This is a genomic window from Enterobacter asburiae, assembly GCA_011754535.1.
Lineage (GTDB): Bacteria > Pseudomonadota > Gammaproteobacteria > Enterobacterales > Enterobacteriaceae > Enterobacter > Enterobacter cloacae_N.
The window spans coordinates 4,704,171-4,719,977 of sequence record JAAQVN010000001.1 but is presented as its reverse complement, the minus strand read 5'-3'; the positions used below and the strand labels follow the sequence as shown (position 1 = coordinate 4,719,977).

The following is a 15,807-nucleotide window of genomic DNA, read 5'->3' as shown; positions in this document are numbered from 1 at the left end:
AAATTGAGGGCTTTTTAGTCAGGTAGAAAGTTAAAAGGTATTAACTATCGAATCTGTGGATTAATTCAACTATATCTTATTGCTAGTGGTGTATATCGTAACGGTAACACTGTAAAGGGAGCATAGCGATGAGCACGTCAGACGAGACCAATAACGCGGCATCCGCCGGCAAATGTCCGTTCCATCAGGGCGGCGTCGATCACAGCGCGGGCGCAGGTACCGGCAGTAAAGAGTGGTGGCCTAAACAACTCCGCATCGATCTTCTAAATCAACATTCCAACCGTTCTAACCCTCTGGGTGAAGACTTCGACTACCGCAAAGAATTCAGCAAGCTCGACTATTCCGCCCTCAAGGGCGATCTCAAAGCCCTGTTAACCGACTCTCAACCCTGGTGGCCTGCCGACTGGGGCAGCTATGCTGGCCTGTTTATTCGCATGGCCTGGCACGGTGCCGGTACCTATCGCTCCGTTGACGGACGCGGCGGTGCCGGACGCGGTCAGCAGCGCTTTGCGCCACTGAACTCCTGGCCTGATAACGTCAGCCTGGATAAAGCGCGCCGCCTGCTGTGGCCAATCAAGCAAAAATACGGACAAAAAATCTCCTGGGCCGACCTGTTTATCCTCGCGGGTAACGTGGCGCTGGAGAACTCCGGCTTCCGCACCTTTGGTTTTGGCGCCGGTCGTGAAGACGTCTGGGAACCGGATCTGGACGTGAACTGGGGCGATGAAAAAGCCTGGCTGACCCACCGTGACCCGGAAGCGCTGGCGAAGCGTCCTCTGGGTGCCACTGAAATGGGCCTGATTTACGTGAACCCGGAAGGGCCAAACGCCAGCGGTGAACCGCTGTCGGCGGCTGCGGCAATTCGCGCAACCTTCGGCAACATGGGGATGAACGACGAAGAGACCGTCGCGCTGATTGCAGGCGGCCATACGCTCGGTAAAACCCACGGCGCGGGTGAAGCTACGCACGTTGGTACCGATCCGGAAGCCTCGCCGATTGAAGCGCAGGGCTTAGGCTGGGCAAGCACGCACGGCACCGGTATTGGCGCTGACGCCATCACCTCCGGGCTGGAAGTCATCTGGTCACAAACTCCGACCCAGTGGAGCAACTACTTCTTCGAGAACCTGTTCAAATACGAATGGGTGCAGACCCGTAGCCCGGCAGGCGCGATTCAGTTTGAAGCCGTGGATGCGCCGGAAATCATGCCCGATCCGTTCGACCCGTCGAAGAAACGCAAACCTACCATGCTGGTCACCGACTTGACGCTGCGTTTTGACCCGGAATTCGAGAAAATTTCCCGTCGCTTCCTGAACGATCCGCAGGCCTTTAACGAAGCCTTCGCGCGTGCGTGGTTCAAACTGACCCACCGCGATATGGGGCCAAAAGCACGGTACATCGGTCCGGAAGTGCCGAAAGAAGATCTGATTTGGCAGGATCCGCTGCCGCAGGCGGTGTTCAATCCGTCGAAAGAGGACATTGAAAGCCTGAAGGCGGAAATCGCGGCCTCCGGCCTCTCCGTGAGCGAACTGGTTTCCGTTGCCTGGGCGTCTGCATCGACCTTCCGCGGCGGCGACAAGCGCGGCGGTGCCAACGGCGCGCGTCTGGCGCTGGCTCCTCAGCGCGACTGGGATGTGAACGCCGCGGCGGTTCGCGCGTTGCCGGCTCTGGAAGCTATCCAGCGCACCACCAATAAAGCCTCGCTGGCCGATATTATCGTGCTGGCGGGCGTCGTGGGCGTTGAGCAGGCGGCGAAAGCGGCGGGCGTTTATGTCAACGTACCGTTCACCCCGGGTCGCGTGGATGCCCGTCAGGACCAGACGGATATCGAGATGTTCAACCTGCTCGAGCCGGTTGCCGACGGCTTCCGCAACTACCGTGCGCAGGTGGATGTGTCCACGACGGAGTCACTGCTGATTGATAAGGCCCAGCAGCTGACCCTGACCGCGCCTGAACTGACGGTGCTGATCGGCGGCCTGCGCGTGCTGGGTACAAACTTCGATGGCAGCAAGAATGGCGTATTCACCAACCGCGAAGGCGTGCTGAGCAACGATTTCTTCGTGAATCTGCTGGACATGAACACCCAGTGGAAGGCGACCGACGAATCTAATGAACTGTTTGCCGGAAGCGATCGCGCCAGCGGTGAAGTGAAATATACCGCGACCCGCGCCGACCTGGTCTTTGGCTCGAACGCTGTCCTGCGCGCGCTGGCAGAGGTTTACGCCAGCAGCGATGCGCACGAGAAGTTCGTCCGTGACTTCGTAGCCGCTTGGGCGAAGGTGATGGATTTGGATCGGTTTGATCTGCGGTAAATAAATATCCCCGCCACGGCGGGGATATTTTTGCCAATAATACAGGCCGGGTAAGGCGCAGCCGCCGCCCGGCTTTTTATTACTCCCACTCCCGCAGGAACCGCTGTCCATACTGGTCAGCCACCAGCAGCGCCGCGTAAACCTGATCCGGGGTCACGCCGCCCGGCATGTTGTGAATGGTCTCCCCTTCGGCACAGGACGCTTCCGCGATCAGACGCATTTTGGCCGGAATATCCTCTTTGATATTCAGCTGTGCCAGCGTGATAGGCAACCCCACGCTGTGGCAAAGCGCGGCGACGGTCTCTATTTCTTCAACCGGGGCGTTCTCCAGCACCAGCTGCGTCAGCGTGCCAAACGCCACTTTTTCACCGTGATAGAAGTGATGCGCATCCGGCACTGCCGTCATGCCGTTGTGAATGGCGTGTGCCGCCGCCAGACCGCCGCTTTCAAAGCCCACGCCGCTGAGATAGGTGTTGGCTTCGATAATGCGTTCCAGCGCTGGCGTTACCACGTGCTGTTCCGCTGCCAGCATTGCCTTCTCACCCTCTTCAACCAGCGTGTTGTAGCACAGCTCGGCCAGCGCTAACGCCGCCTGGGTGCACTTGCCGCCCGCCATGGTGGTTGCGCCGCTGCGCGAGCAGGCGCGTGCTTCAAACCAGGTCGCGAGCGCATCGCCTATCCCGGCGGCCAGCAGGCGCGCAGGCGCACCCGCCACCACTTTGGTGTCGACAATGACCATATTCGGGTTGTGCGGCAGCATCAGGTAGCGATCGAACTCGCCGCTGTCGGTGTAAATGACGGAAAGGGCGCTGCACGGCGCATCGGTAGAGGCAATGGTCGGCGCAATGGCCACCGGCACGTCCATGAAATGCGCCAGCGCTTTGGCGGTATCCAGCGTTTTGCCGCCGCCGATGCCCAGCACCGCGAGACAGTCGGCACTGTCTGCCAGCTTTTTCAGGCGATCGATTTCATTTTGCGAACATTCGCCGCCAAACGGCGCGATTTCAGCGTGCAGTTCGGCTTTTTTGAAACTCTGACGCAGGGTCTCTTCAGCAAAACCCAGCACAAATTTATCTCCGACCACCAGCCAGCGATTGGCCAGGGGTTTCAGATAGTCACCGAGGCGAGTAAGCACGTCAGCGCCCTGAATATATTTCCCCGGCGATTGAATAATACGGTCCATAACGTTTCTCCCTTAGAGGTTGAGGTTACCAAACGCGTTTTTCCAGTCCTGCTCGAACTTCTCTATGGCTGACTCTACCGCCGGGGTGCCGAGCATTTGTTGCGCTACGTCTAAGGGAAGCGTGATTGCCTCGCACCCGGCAAGCAGGCAGTCCAGCGCCTGACGCGGCGTTTTAAAGCTGGCAGCCAGCACCCTGCTTTCCGGCGCGTGCTTTTCCATCAAGGATTGCAGCTCCTGGACCATGCGAATACCGTCGCCGCCCTGTGCGTCGACGCGGTTCACATATGGCGCGACATACTTCGCGCCTGCCAGCGCGGCCAGCAAACCCTGTGCGGCGCTATAAACGGCAGTGCCCAGCGTGGTAATGCCCTCTTTTTGCAGCGCCTTAATCGCGGTAAGGCCCTCAGCCGTGACAGGGATTTTCACCACGATGTCCGGGATGGCGTTACTCAGGCGTTTGGCCTCCGCCACCATGCCTTCGGCGTCGCGGCTCATGGTTTGAGCAAACAGCGTGCCTTCCGGTCCAATGGCTTTTTGCAGACGCGGCAGCACGTCCCAGATGGATTCGCAGCTGGCGGCAATGATGCTCGGATTTGTGGTGACGCCCGCTATGGGAAAAATGCGCGCCAGGCGTTCTACTTCCGCCACGTTGGCGGTATCCAGGTACAGTTCCATTACTCTTCCTCGTTTCAGAGTTCTAATTCGTGTTGTAGCAGGGAGGCGATAGCCTCTTCTGAGCTGGCGTTGACCAGCGCGCTGCGGAAATCGTCATGCATGATGCGGCGGGCCAGGCGGGAGAAAATACGCATATGCTGATCGCCCGCGGCGTGTTTGTTCAGCGTCAGCATGATGATGAATTGTGCTTCTTCATCTCCCCACATGACGGGGGATTTCAGGCGTGCAACGCTGATGGTGGATTGCTCAATATGCTCCGATTTGCTGTGTGGAATGGCGAAACCAAAACCCAGCCCGGTGGAGAAGACCGCCTCGCGAGCCCACAGATCGGCTTCCAGCTTGCGCGGATAGCGGCAACGCCCGGCGAGCAGCAAGTTATCAGTCATCCCTTTCATGACCTCTTCTTTGCTATTCCAGTCGTTATCCAGAGAGATGCAGCGTGGCGTCACCAGCGGCGTATCCTGCTGATTCATGCGGAACTGGGCGAGCAGATGCTCCACTTCGAGCGATGTACGACACGCCATAGCCTGGTTTAGTAGCTGGCGACAGGCGCGGCTATCAAGCTGGGCCAGGCGCGCTTTGGTAGCGGGAATGGCAGGTGAGCCCATGCTGAGCTCGTCCAGACCAAGACCTACCAGTAGCGGCAGCACTGACCCTTTCGCGCCCAGTTCACCGCAGAGCCCAATCCATTTCCCCTGGCGATGCACTGCCTGCACCGCGTAATCCAGCGCGCGCAGGAAGGCCGGATTCAGGCTGTTGTAGTGGCGCGTGACTTTGGCGTTGTCGCGGTCGACGGCCAGCAGATACTGCGTCAGGTCATTGCTGCCAATACTAAAGAAATCAATCTCTTCGCAGCACTGATCGATGATGAACATCACCGAAGGCACTTCCAGCATAATGCCGAACGGGATTTTCTCATCAAACGGAATATGTTCATTGCGAAGCTGTTGTTTCGCTTCGGCAAGTTTCTCTTTGACCCACAGGATCTCTTCCATCGAGGAGATCATCGGGATCATGATCTTCAGATTGCCGTGAGCAGAGGCGCGCAGGATCGCCCGAAGCTGGGTGGTGAAAAGGGTTGCATACTCTTCATATATGCGCACGGCGCGGTAACCGAGGAACGGATTGTTCTCTGCCGGAATATTCAGATACTCCACCGGCTTATCACCGCCAATATCCATGGTGCGTACAATAATGCTCCGCCCGTTTGCGATCTCCAGCGCCTGACAGAAGATGTTGTATAGCTCGTTTTCGCCGGGCGCGCTGGTGCGATCCATATAAAGCATTTCAGTGCGGAACAGGCCCACGCCCTCGGCGCCGTTGCCAAATGCCCCCTGGGCTTCCACCGCGTGGGCGATGTTCGCGGCAATCTCTATGCGCAGACCGTCGGCCGTTCTGGCTTCACGATCGAGCCAGATGCGCTGCTGCTCGCGTATCGCCTGTTGTACCCGCGCTTCTTGTTGGTAGTAGCGCGTCACCGCATCGCTGGCATTGACTACGACCGCACCGGCATTGCCATCCACAAAGACAGACTGATTGCGCCATTGCAGCAGGCTTTCACCGTCGACGCCCACCAGCGTCGGGATATTAAAGGAGCGCGCGAGGATCACGGTGTGCGAGGTGGTTCCGCCGCTTTTTAACAGCAACCCTTTGAGCATGGTTTTATCCAGTTCCAGGAACTGGCCGGGAGTGAGGTCGTCAGCAAGGCAGACGGTCGGTTGCGTCAGCTGCCCCGGAGACGGGAAACAAGCTTCACCGTAGATATGCTGTAAAAGCTGATAGCAGACGTCGCGCACGTCCAGCACGCGTTCCTGCAAATATGCGCTGCTGGAACGAGAGAACGTCTCGCAGAAATGGTTGGCCGTGGCGATGATGGCCTGGGCGCAGCTTAAGCCCCGGTTGACCCCTGACAGGAGATGCTGGCGCAGCGAGGTATCTGTAGCCAGCGAGCGGTGGGCTTCAAGAATGGCGCTGGCGGTGCTGTCGCCTTCCAGCGCGTGCAGCTCAATGTGTTTGACCAGCAGCGTCAGACCGGTATCCAGCGCCGATTGCTCAGCTTCCACGTTTTGTGCTTCGGGTAAATCGGTCAGGGCGTTGAGATCCAGCGATGTCAGTACCGTCAGGATGCCCTGCCCACTGCCGCTGCATACCGGAGTGGCGCGAAAAAGCGTCGGGTTCAGGCGTGTCAGTGATTCTGGTAAGGGCTCCAGTTCCGTGCTGATAACTCCTTCAAGCGGTGCGTCACAGTGCGGGAACTCCTCTCTCAGCCACTGCTCCAGCCGCTGATGGGCATGTTGCTCATCTTCACCGCAGATTGCCAGACGGCAGGGATCGCCTGCCAGCGTATCGGTACCAATCAATGCCAGCGCGCTTTTGGCATCGCCTTTACGGTCCGTACGCAGGTTATGCCACTCGATTTGCGAGACAAACGTATTGCACAGCGTTTCCACATGACTTGCCGGACGCGCGTGAACACCGTTGGGCAATTCACAGGTAAATTCCACTACCAGAGCCATACACACTCCTGAAACCAATCGTCAATGATGCGAAAGAGCATACGAGCGTGAGGATGAGGCACGCCATGTGACAAAACTGCCAAAAGCTGGACAAATGTAATGTGACGCTAAAAATGAGATTTCACTCACAGGTTCTGACGTTTTGCGTAATGCATCGCCGGTGTGAAATGTCGAGGCGGATCGCATTTTTATTTCGATATTACAAAAATCCAGTAAATGGCCTTTTTGTCTCCTGTCCGCCGTCTTTCTGATTGCCTATTGTTTGCCACAACATCTTTATGGTTTTAGGCCTGGAGCGACATATGAAAGCGTTGGTGCACATTCTCAAGAACACGCGGCAGCATCTGATGACTGGGGTGTCGCATATGATCCCGTTCGTGGTCTCGGGCGGCATTCTGCTGGCGGTTTCAGTAATGCTATACGGCAAGGGCGCGGTACCGGATGCCGCAACCGATCCCAATCTGAAAAAGCTCTTTGATATCGGTGTGGCGGGTTTAACGCTGATGGTGCCCTTCCTGGCCGCTTACATTGGCTACTCGATTGCAGAACGCGCCGCGCTGGCTCCCTGTGCCATTGCCGCCTGGGTGGGCAACAGCTTTGGCGCGGGGTTCTTCGGCGCGATTATCGCCGGGATTTTCGGTGGAATTATCGTCTGGTACCTGAAAAAACTGCCGGTCCCGAAAGTGCTGCGTTCCGTCATGCCTATCTTCATCATCCCGATTATCGGCACCTTTATTACCGCGGGCATCATGATGTGGGGTCTTGGCGAGCCTGTAGGCGCGCTGACCACCAGCCTCACTCAGTGGCTGCAAGGCATGCAGCAGGGCAGCATCGTGGTACTTGCCATCATTCTCGGCCTTATGCTGGCGTTCGATATGGGCGGCCCGGTTAACAAAGTGGCGTATGCCTTCATGCTGATTTGCGTTGCGCAGGGCGTCTATACCGTCGTTGCGATTGCCGCCGCGGCTATTTGCATACCGCCGCTGGGGTTAGGCCTGGCAACGTTAGTCGGCCGCAAGAATTTTTCCGATGAAGAACGTGAAGCGGGTAAAGCGGCGCTGGTGATGGGCTGTGTTGGCGTCACCGAAGGGGCAATTCCGTTTGCCGCTGCTGACCCTCTGCGCGTGATTCCTTCAATCATGCTGGGTTCCGCGTGTGGTGCGGTCACGGCTGCCGTGATGGGCGCGCAATGCTATGCCGGTTGGGGTGGGTTGATTGTGCTTCCCGTGGTGGACGGCAAGCTCGGCTATATCGCGGCAGTTGCTGTGGGCGCAGTGGTAACGGCAATCAGCGTCAACGTGCTGAAGCGTATTGCCCGTAAGAATACAAAACAGGTCGAGGAAAAAGAGGATGACCTGGATCTGGATTTCGAAATTAACTGAGTGAGGAAGAGAACATGGCCCGAATTATCGCAGTAACAGCATGTCCGTCTGGCGTTGCCCATACCTATATGGCTGCTGAAGCGCTGGAAAGCGCCGCAAAAGCGAAAGGCTGGGAAGTGAAAGTAGAAACACAGGGATCGATCGGTCTTGAGAATGAGCTGACGGCAGAAGACGTTGCCGCCGCGGATGTGGTGATCCTGACCAAGGATATTGGCATTAAATTCGAAGAGCGTTTTGCCGGAAAAACCACCGTACGCGTCAATATCAGCGACGCGGTAAAACGTGCCGACGCCATCATGAACAAAATTGATGCCCACCTGGCACAAACCGCCTGATGCTCTCCCGCCCTTCGGGGCGGGCTCGTTTTACCGTTACAGGAGTTCCCTCATGACGAATCGTACCCAGCGTTTGAAAGACGCTCTTTTTGCCAGCCCGCGTGAAATCTCGCTTGAGCGTGCTTTGCTCTATACCGCCAGCCACCAGCAGACGGAAGGTGAGCCGGTGATTATCCGGCGCGCGAAAGCGACGGCGTACATACTCGACCATGTAAAAATCGCGATTCGTGATGAGGAGCTGATTGCCGGGAACCGCACCGTTAAACCGCGTGCAGGCATTATGTCTCCGGAGATGGATCCGTACTGGCTGCTTAAGGAGCTGGATCAGTTTGCCACACGTCCGCAGGACCGCTTTGAAATCAGCGATGAGGATAAGCAGACCTACCGTGACGTGCTGTACCCCTACTGGGAAAACCGGTCAATGAAGGATTTCATCAACAGCCAGATGACAGATGAGGTGAAAACCGCGGTAGGGACGCAGATTTTCAGCATCAACCAGACGGATAAAGGGCAGGGGCATATCATTATTGATTATCCACGCCTGCTTAATAACGGCCTGGGTGTGCTGGTGGAGGAACTGCGTGAACACTGCGCCCGCGATCCCCATAACACTTTCTATGCAGCGGCACTGATCCTGCTTGAGGCTTCCCAGCGCCATATTTTGCGCTACGCGGCGCTGGCTGAAGAGCTGGCCCGGGTCAGCGATGTGCCGCGGCGAGAGGAACTGCTGACAATTGCCGACATCTCGCGGCACAACGCACAGCAGAAGCCACAGACGTTCTGGCAGGCGTGTCAGCTTTTCTGGTACATGAACATCATTTTGCAGTACGAATCCAACGCCAGTTCGCTCTCTATCGGGCGCTTTGACCAGTACATGCTGCCGTTTTATCTGGCCTCGCTCTCACAAGGCGATGAGCCCGCGTTCCTGAAAGAGATTCTTGAGTCGCTGTGGGTGAAGTGCAATGACGTCGTGCTTTTACGCTCGACCAGCAGCGCCCGCTATTTCGCCGGGTTCCCGACCGGGTATACCGCACTGTTAGGCGGCCTGACGGAAAGCGGCCGTAGTGCGGTAAACGTGCTCTCCTTCCTGTGCCTGGATGCCTACCAAAGCGTTCAGCTTCCTCAGCCGAACCTCGGCGTGCGGGTGAATGAACTTATCGACCGGCCTTTCCTGCTTAAAACCGCAGAGACCATTCGCCTGGGCACCGGCATTCCGCAGATTTTTAACGATGAAGTGGTGGTGCCTGCCTTCCTCAATCGCGGCGTGTCGCTGGAGGACGCGCGCGACTACGCTGTCGTCGGCTGTGTTGAGCTGTCGATTCCGGGTAAAACCTACGGTCTGCACGATATTGCCATGTTTAACCTGCTGAAGGTGATGGAAATCGCGATGCACGAGAATGAAGGCAACGCAGGGTTGAGTTATGAAGGGTTGCTGGAGAATATTCGCGCCAAAATTAATCACTACATTGCGCTGATGGTTGAGGGGAGCAATATCTGCGATATCGGCCATCGTGATTGGGCTCCGGTGCCGTTGCTCTCTTCTTTTATCAGCGATTGCCTGGCATCTGGGAAAAACATTACCGACGGCGGGGCGCGCTATAACTTCTCTGGTGTACAGGGGATCGGAATAGCCAACCTGAGCGATTCACTGCACGCCCTGAAAGGGCTGGTCTTTGAACAGCAACGCTTAAGTTTTGATGAGCTCTTAGCCGTGTTAAAAGCGAACTTTGCCACCCCGGAGGGCGAAAAAGTGCGAGCAAGGCTGATCAATCGCTTCGAAAAATACGGCAATGATATCGATGATGTCGACAATATCAGCGCTGAACTGCTGCGCCACTACTGCAAAGAGGTCGAAAAATACCGTAACCCGCGCGGCGGGCAATTTACGCCGGGGTCTTATACCGTATCGGCACACGTGCCGTTGGGGGCGGTTGTGGGGGCAACACCGGATGGACGCTTTGCCGGTGAGCAACTGGCGGACGGCGGGCTTTCACCGATGCTTGGGCAAGATATGCAGGGCCCAACCGCGGTACTCAAATCGGTGAGTAAGCTGGATAACTATCTGTTATCTAACGGTACGCTATTAAACGTTAAATTCACACCGGCGACGCTGGAAGGCGACACAGGGCTGCAAAAGTTGGCAGATTTCCTGCGTGCGTTCACGCAGCTTAAGTTGCAACACATCCAGTTCAACGTGGTGAACGCGGAAACCCTGCGTGAAGCGCAGCGGCGTCCACAGGATTTTGCTGGGCTGGTGGTGCGCGTTGCCGGATACAGCGCCTTCTTTGTTGAGCTGTCGAAGGAGATCCAGGATGACATTATCCGCCGCACCGCGCATCAGCTGTGACGTCGTTGAAACACGCGCCGACGTGGCGCGTATTTTCAATATTCAGCGCTATTCGTTAAACGACGGGGCGGGTATTCGCACGGTGGTCTTTTTTAAAGGCTGCCCTCACCGCTGCCCGTGGTGTGCCAACCCGGAGTCGATCTCCCCAAAAATTGAGACGGTTCGCCGGGAGAGTAAATGTTTGCGCTGCACACCCTGCCTGCGTGATGCGGACGAATGTCCTTCCGGTGCGTTTGAGCGCATCGGACGCGACGTGACGCTGGACGAGCTTGAACGCGAGGTGATGAAAGACGATGTTTTCTTCCGCTCTTCGGGTGGCGGAGTGACGCTGTCGGGCGGGGAAGTATTGATGCAGGCACCTTTTGCGACGCAGCTACTTGCGCGTTTGCGCCGTTATGGTATACGCACCGCCATTGAGACGGCGGGAGATGCGCCCCTGTCACGATTGCTACCGCTGACACGACAATGCGATGAAGTACTGTTTGACCTGAAGATTATGGATCCAGAGCAGGCGCGTTCGGTGACGGCGGTGAATCTGCCAAGAGTGCTGGATAACATTAAGCAACTGGTGGCGGAAGGCATAAACGTCATCCCCCGCGTACCGCTTATTCCTGGCTATACGCTGACGGAAACCAACATGGCGCGCGTGCTGGCATTTTTGCTGCCTACAGGGATACGTCAGCTGCATTTATTACCGTTTCACGCGTATGGCGAACCAAAATACCGCCTGCTTGGGCAACAATGGGTGATGCGGGAGGTGATACCTCCGACAACTGACGAAGTTGCAGTCTTTCGCCGTATGGCGGAACGTAAAGGGTTTCATGTCACCGTGGGAGGTTGAAAATGACAGTAACGGCAGTGCGTCATCTGGTGGCGGTAACCGCATGCGTGAGCGGCGTGGCGCATACTTACATGGCCGCAGAACGGCTGGAGCGGATTTGCCAGCAGGAGAAATGGTCAGCCCGCATTGAGACTCAGGGGGCGTTAGGCATTGAAAGTGAATTGACGGAGGACGATATCCGGCGCGCTGATGTCGTATTGCTTATTACGGATATTGAGCTGGCGGGCAGCGAGCGATTTGAATCCTGCCGCTATGTGAAGTGCGGGATTAATGCTTTCCTGCGCGATCCGCACAAGGTCATGGCTGCAGTACGTAAAATGGTATCCGCGCCGCAGCATACTCAGGTCATTCTGGACTGACCGCTTTCCCTGTCAGCTGGCTGTGATACTGGCGACGGTACTCTGACGGCGAACGTTCCGTATTTTTACGGAATAAGCGGCAGAAGTAATTACTGTCGACAAACCCGCAGGCATGCGCCACCTCCTTCACCTTTAAATCATACCCTTTCAGCAACTGACGCGCGTGCTCCAGCCGGGTGTGAGTCAGGTATTCATTAAAACCTACCGCGCCTGTTTTCTGGAAAAGATGCGATAAATAGTTCGGAGAGATATAAAACGCCTGGGCGACGGATTCCCGGGTTAGCGGGGTCGCATAATGTTCATCAATATAAACGCGAATGGCTTCAAACAGAGCCTGGCTACGTGAGGCGGTCTGGATCTGACTACCCAGCAAATCGACGCAATGGCTAAGTAGGCTGGCGATGATCAGGCGTGCGGTTTGCTGCTCGTGCGGCTGCATCTGCATTTCATGAAGCGTCTGTAGCAGGAAGGAGCCAATGCGGGGGCCACGGCGAGCAACGTGCTGCTTTGCCAGGTTACGCACTTCAACACCATCCCAGTGCAAAAGGCTAAACCCAAGCTGCTGTTTGCCAAACAGGATGCTCAACGTCGTCGCGGGTGTTTGCCATTGTGGATCGTTCCAGCCGCCAGCCGGGACGTATAAAACATCACCCTGCTGTAAAACGGAAGCTGCCTGGTCTTTCACCGAACCGTCGAGCACGATCTCCAGACGTGGGAAATCAACTTTTAAGGCAAGGTCGGGTGCGGAGATGGCTGGGTTTGCAAAATGCACCTGACGCAGCGTCGTTGTGCCGTTGATCAGGTCAGTCAGGATGTGGGTAATGTCGTGGTGCATGGTGGATACCAGGGTATTGCCGGGTGGCGCTAACGCTTACCCGGCCTACTTAACGTAGGCCCGTGCAAGCGCAGCGCCGCCGGGCATAAAGCATTAGCCGGTGTTACGCATACCTGCCGCAACGCCTGCAATCGTCACCATCAACGCCTGTTCGACGCGCGGATCCGGCTCTTTACCTTCTTCTTCCGCCAGACGCGAACGGTGCAGCAGCTCTGCCTGCAGAACGTTCAGCGGGTCGGTGTAGATGTTACGCAGCTGAATAGACTCGGCAATCCACGGCAGGTCCGCCATCAGATGCGAGTCGTTGGCGATATCCAGCACCACTTTGATGTCGCCTTCCAGCAGCTCGCGCAGCTCTTTACCCAGCGCCCACAGTTCCGGTTTCACCAGACGCTGGTCGTAGTATTCCGCCAGCCAAAGGTCCGCTTTCGAGAAGACCATCTCCAGCATGCCCAGACGGGTAGAGAAGAACGGCCAGTCGCGGCACATGGTTTCCAGTTCGTTCTGTTTGCCGTCTTCCACCACTTTTTGCAGCGCGGCACCAGCACCCAGCCAGGCGGGCAGCATCAGGCGGTTCTGCGTCCAGGCGAAGATCCATGGAATGGCGCGCAGAGATTCGACGCCGCCGGTCGGGCGACGCTTCGCAGGACGCGAGCCCAGCGGCAGTTTACCCAGCTCCTGCTCAGGCGTGGCCGAGCGGAAGTAAGGGACGAAATCTTTGTTTTCACGCACGTAGCCGCGGTACAGATCGCAGGAGATGTCAGACAGCTCGTCCATGATATGGCACCAGGACGCTTTTGGCTCTGGCGGCGGCAGCAGGTTGGCTTCCAGGATCGCGCTGGTGTAGAGCGACAGGCTGCTGATGGTCACTTCCGGCAGGCCGTACTTGAAGCGGATCATCTCGCCCTGCTCGGTGACGCGCAGGCCGCCTTTCAGGCTTCCCGGCGGCTGTGACAGCAGCGCTGCGTGAGCAGGCGCGCCGCCGCGGCCAATGGAGCCGCCGCGTCCGTGGAACAAGGTCAGCTCAATACCGGCTTTCTCGCAGGTTTTGATCAGCGCGTCCTGCGCCTGATATTGCGCCCAGGATGCCGCCATCACGCCCGCATCTTTTGCGGAGTCGGAATAGCCAATCATCACCATCTGTTTGCCCTGAATAAAGCCGCGGTACCAGTCGATATTCAGCAACTGAGTCATGACGTCGTTGGCGTTATTCAGGTCGTCGAGGGTCTCAAACAGTGGGGCGACCGGCAGGGCGTAGTCGATACCCGCTTCTTTCAGCAGAAGGTGTACGCCCAGCACGTCGGACGGGGTCTTCGCCATGGAGATCACGTAGGCGGCCACCGATCCTTTCGGTGCATCAACGATCGCTTTGCAGGTGTTGAGCACTTCGCGGGTTTCGTTGCTTGGCTCCCAGCTGCGCGGCAGCAGGGGGCGCTTGGAGTTCAGCTCGCGGATCAGGAAGGCCTGTTTGTCGGCTTCGGACCAGCTTTCATAGTCGCCGATGCCGAGATAGCGGGTCAGCTCGCCCAGGGCTTCGGTATGGCGGGTACTTTCCTGACGCACGTCGATACGCACCAGCGGCACGCCGAAACACTTCACGCGGCGCAGGGTGTCGAGCAGTTCGCCGTTGGCGATGATGCCCATCCCGCAGGCCTGCAGCGATTTATAACAGGCGTAGAGCGGCTCCCAGAGCTGCTCGTTCTGGCTCAGCAGGCCTTCCGGCTTCGGCAGGCGCTGGCCTTTAAGGCGCGCTTCCAGCCAGGCTTGGGTGGCCATCAGCTGCCCACGCAGTTTTTTCATCAGGAAACGGTACGGCTCGCTGGCACCCTCTTCCCCGGCCAGCGCGCGCAGTTCCGGCGTTGCTTCCACCATCGACAGCTCGGAGATCAGCACCTGAATGTCTTTCAGGAACAGGTCGGTCGCTTTCCAGCGGCTCAGCAGCAGGACGTGACGGGTGATTTCCGCGGTCACGTTCGGGTTACCGTCGCGGTCGCCGCCCATCCAGGAGGTGAAGCGCACCGGAACAAAGTCGACCGGCAGGCGGTAGCCAAGGTTTGCTTCCAGCTGTTCGTTCAGCTCGCGCAGGTAGTTAGGCACCCCTTCCCACAGACTGTTCTCTACCACCGCAAAGCCCCATTTGGCTTCGTCGACCGGGCTTGGGCGATGCTTACGAATTTCATCGGTGTGCCAGGACTGAGCAATCAGCTGGCGCAGACGGCGCATCAGCTGGTTGCGTTCGTAGTCGGCAATGTCTTTGTTATCCAACTGCTTGAGGCAGTTGTTCACCTCCACCATCTTGTGGATCAGTGTACGACGGGTAATTTCGGTTGGGTGTGCGGTCAGGACCAGCTCCAGCGAAAGGGACTCCACCGCTTTTTTGATGGTGGCTTCGTTGAGGTCTGGCTGGTCTTTCAGTTTACGAAGGGTGCGGGCAATGACTTCCGGGTTGCTGGCCGCTTCGCCATTTGGCGAAATGCTGTGGTATTGCTCAGCGGTGTTGGCCAGGTTCAGGAACTGGCTGAATGCGCGTGCAACGGGCAGCAGCTCATCGTTAGAGAGGTTCTGCAAGGTGGTGAGCAGCTCCTGACGACTGGCCTCGTTACCGGCACGGGAAGATTTAGATAGCTTGCGGATGGTTTCAACGCGGTCGAGGATATTCTCCCCCAACGCATCTTTGATGGTATCTCCAAGCACTTTGCCGAGCATACTGACATTACTACGCAACGCGGAATATTGTTCGTTCATAAAAACCCAGTCACCCCATCATTTTTGTTTATGCCCAGGCGAAAATCTTCTGGACATTATTTTGTCATCTCCCTTTATAAAGCCACGTAAAACCCCCGTCGTCAATTGCTGCGAAAACGGTTCAGCAAACGAATAAATGCGGGCAATTTACGAAATTTAATTCGCATTGCGTCAGATAAGAGATGCTTATGGAAATGTGACAGAGATCGCGGGATTTACACCCCCCCACCCTAACCCTCTCCCCAAAGGGGAGAGGGAACTTGAACACCCTCTCCCCTTT

Annotated in this window: 11 protein-coding genes; 6 read left to right on the top strand and 5 right to left on the bottom strand. The window is 57.1% G+C overall.

All coding sequences use genetic code 11. The features are described from left to right. Nucleotides 1-128: 128 nt before the first annotated feature. The gene (gene katG / locus HBM95_22325) at nucleotides 129-2,309 is read left to right on the top strand and encodes a catalase/peroxidase HPI (protein ID NIH45632.1); all 2,181 of its coding nucleotides are present in this window, start codon (nucleotides 129-131) and stop codon (nucleotides 2,307-2,309) included. A gap of 79 nt (nucleotides 2,310-2,388) precedes the next feature. On the opposite strand, the gene HBM95_22320 is transcribed toward katG, so the two are convergent. Genes HBM95_22320 through ptsP form a run of 3 tightly spaced genes read right to left on the bottom strand, consistent with a single transcriptional unit; the run spans nucleotide 2,389 to nucleotide 6,683 of the window. Next, nucleotides 2,389-3,492 (bottom strand): glycerol dehydrogenase, encoded by a 1,104-nt coding sequence (locus HBM95_22320; GenBank protein ID NIH45631.1) that lies wholly within the window; start codon nucleotides 3,490-3,492, stop codon nucleotides 2,389-2,391. A 12-nt stretch (nucleotides 3,493-3,504) separates the two neighbouring features. Continuing rightward, the gene (gene fsa / locus HBM95_22315) at nucleotides 3,505-4,167 is read right to left on the bottom strand and encodes a fructose-6-phosphate aldolase (protein NIH45630.1); all 663 of its coding nucleotides are present in this window, start codon (nucleotides 4,165-4,167) and stop codon (nucleotides 3,505-3,507) included. A 14-nt stretch (nucleotides 4,168-4,181) separates the two neighbouring features. Then, complete coding sequence (ptsP, locus tag HBM95_22310) at nucleotides 4,182-6,683, bottom strand: phosphoenolpyruvate--protein phosphotransferase (protein ID NIH45629.1); 2,502 nt, start codon at nucleotides 6,681-6,683, stop codon at nucleotides 4,182-4,184. A 302-nt stretch (nucleotides 6,684-6,985) separates the two neighbouring features. On the opposite strand from ptsP, the gene HBM95_22305 reads away from it, so the two are divergent. The 5 genes from HBM95_22305 to HBM95_22285 are packed head-to-tail and all read left to right on the top strand — an operon-like array spanning nucleotide 6,986 to nucleotide 11,947. Beyond that, the gene (locus tag HBM95_22305; protein ID NIH45628.1) at nucleotides 6,986-8,065 is read left to right on the top strand and encodes a PTS fructose transporter subunit EIIC; all 1,080 of its coding nucleotides are present in this window, start codon (nucleotides 6,986-6,988) and stop codon (nucleotides 8,063-8,065) included. 14 nt (nucleotides 8,066-8,079) lie between these two features. Next, nucleotides 8,080-8,400 (top strand): PTS fructose-like transporter subunit IIB, encoded by a 321-nt coding sequence (locus HBM95_22300; GenBank protein NIH45627.1) that lies wholly within the window; start codon nucleotides 8,080-8,082, stop codon nucleotides 8,398-8,400. Nucleotides 8,401-8,452: 52 nt separating this feature from the next. Next, the gene (locus HBM95_22295; protein ID NIH45626.1) at nucleotides 8,453-10,747 is read left to right on the top strand and encodes a formate C-acetyltransferase; all 2,295 of its coding nucleotides are present in this window, start codon (nucleotides 8,453-8,455) and stop codon (nucleotides 10,745-10,747) included. Then, nucleotides 10,713-11,588 carry a [formate-C-acetyltransferase]-activating enzyme gene (locus tag HBM95_22290; GenBank protein ID NIH45625.1) on the top strand — a complete coding sequence of 292 codons (876 nt, stop codon included), beginning with the start codon at nucleotides 10,713-10,715 and terminating at the stop codon, nucleotides 11,586-11,588. The genes HBM95_22295 and HBM95_22290 overlap by 35 nt, the downstream gene beginning before the upstream one ends. Nucleotides 11,589-11,590: 2 nt before the next feature. After that, a complete protein-coding gene (locus HBM95_22285) occupies nucleotides 11,591-11,947 on the top strand; it encodes a PTS fructose-like transporter subunit IIB (protein ID NIH45624.1) in 357 nt (118 codons plus the stop codon). On the opposite strand, the gene HBM95_22280 is transcribed toward HBM95_22285, so the two are convergent. After that, nucleotides 11,934-12,782 (bottom strand): helix-turn-helix transcriptional regulator, encoded by an 849-nt coding sequence (locus HBM95_22280; protein ID NIH45623.1) that lies wholly within the window; start codon nucleotides 12,780-12,782, stop codon nucleotides 11,934-11,936. The two genes, HBM95_22285 and HBM95_22280, sit on opposite strands and share 14 nt — an antisense overlap. Nucleotides 12,783-12,875: 93 nt before the next feature. After that, nucleotides 12,876-15,527: a phosphoenolpyruvate carboxylase gene (gene ppc, locus HBM95_22275; protein NIH45622.1), complete on the bottom strand. Its 2,652-nt coding sequence runs from the start codon at nucleotides 15,525-15,527 to the stop codon at nucleotides 12,876-12,878. Nucleotides 15,528-15,807: the final 280 nt, after the last annotated feature.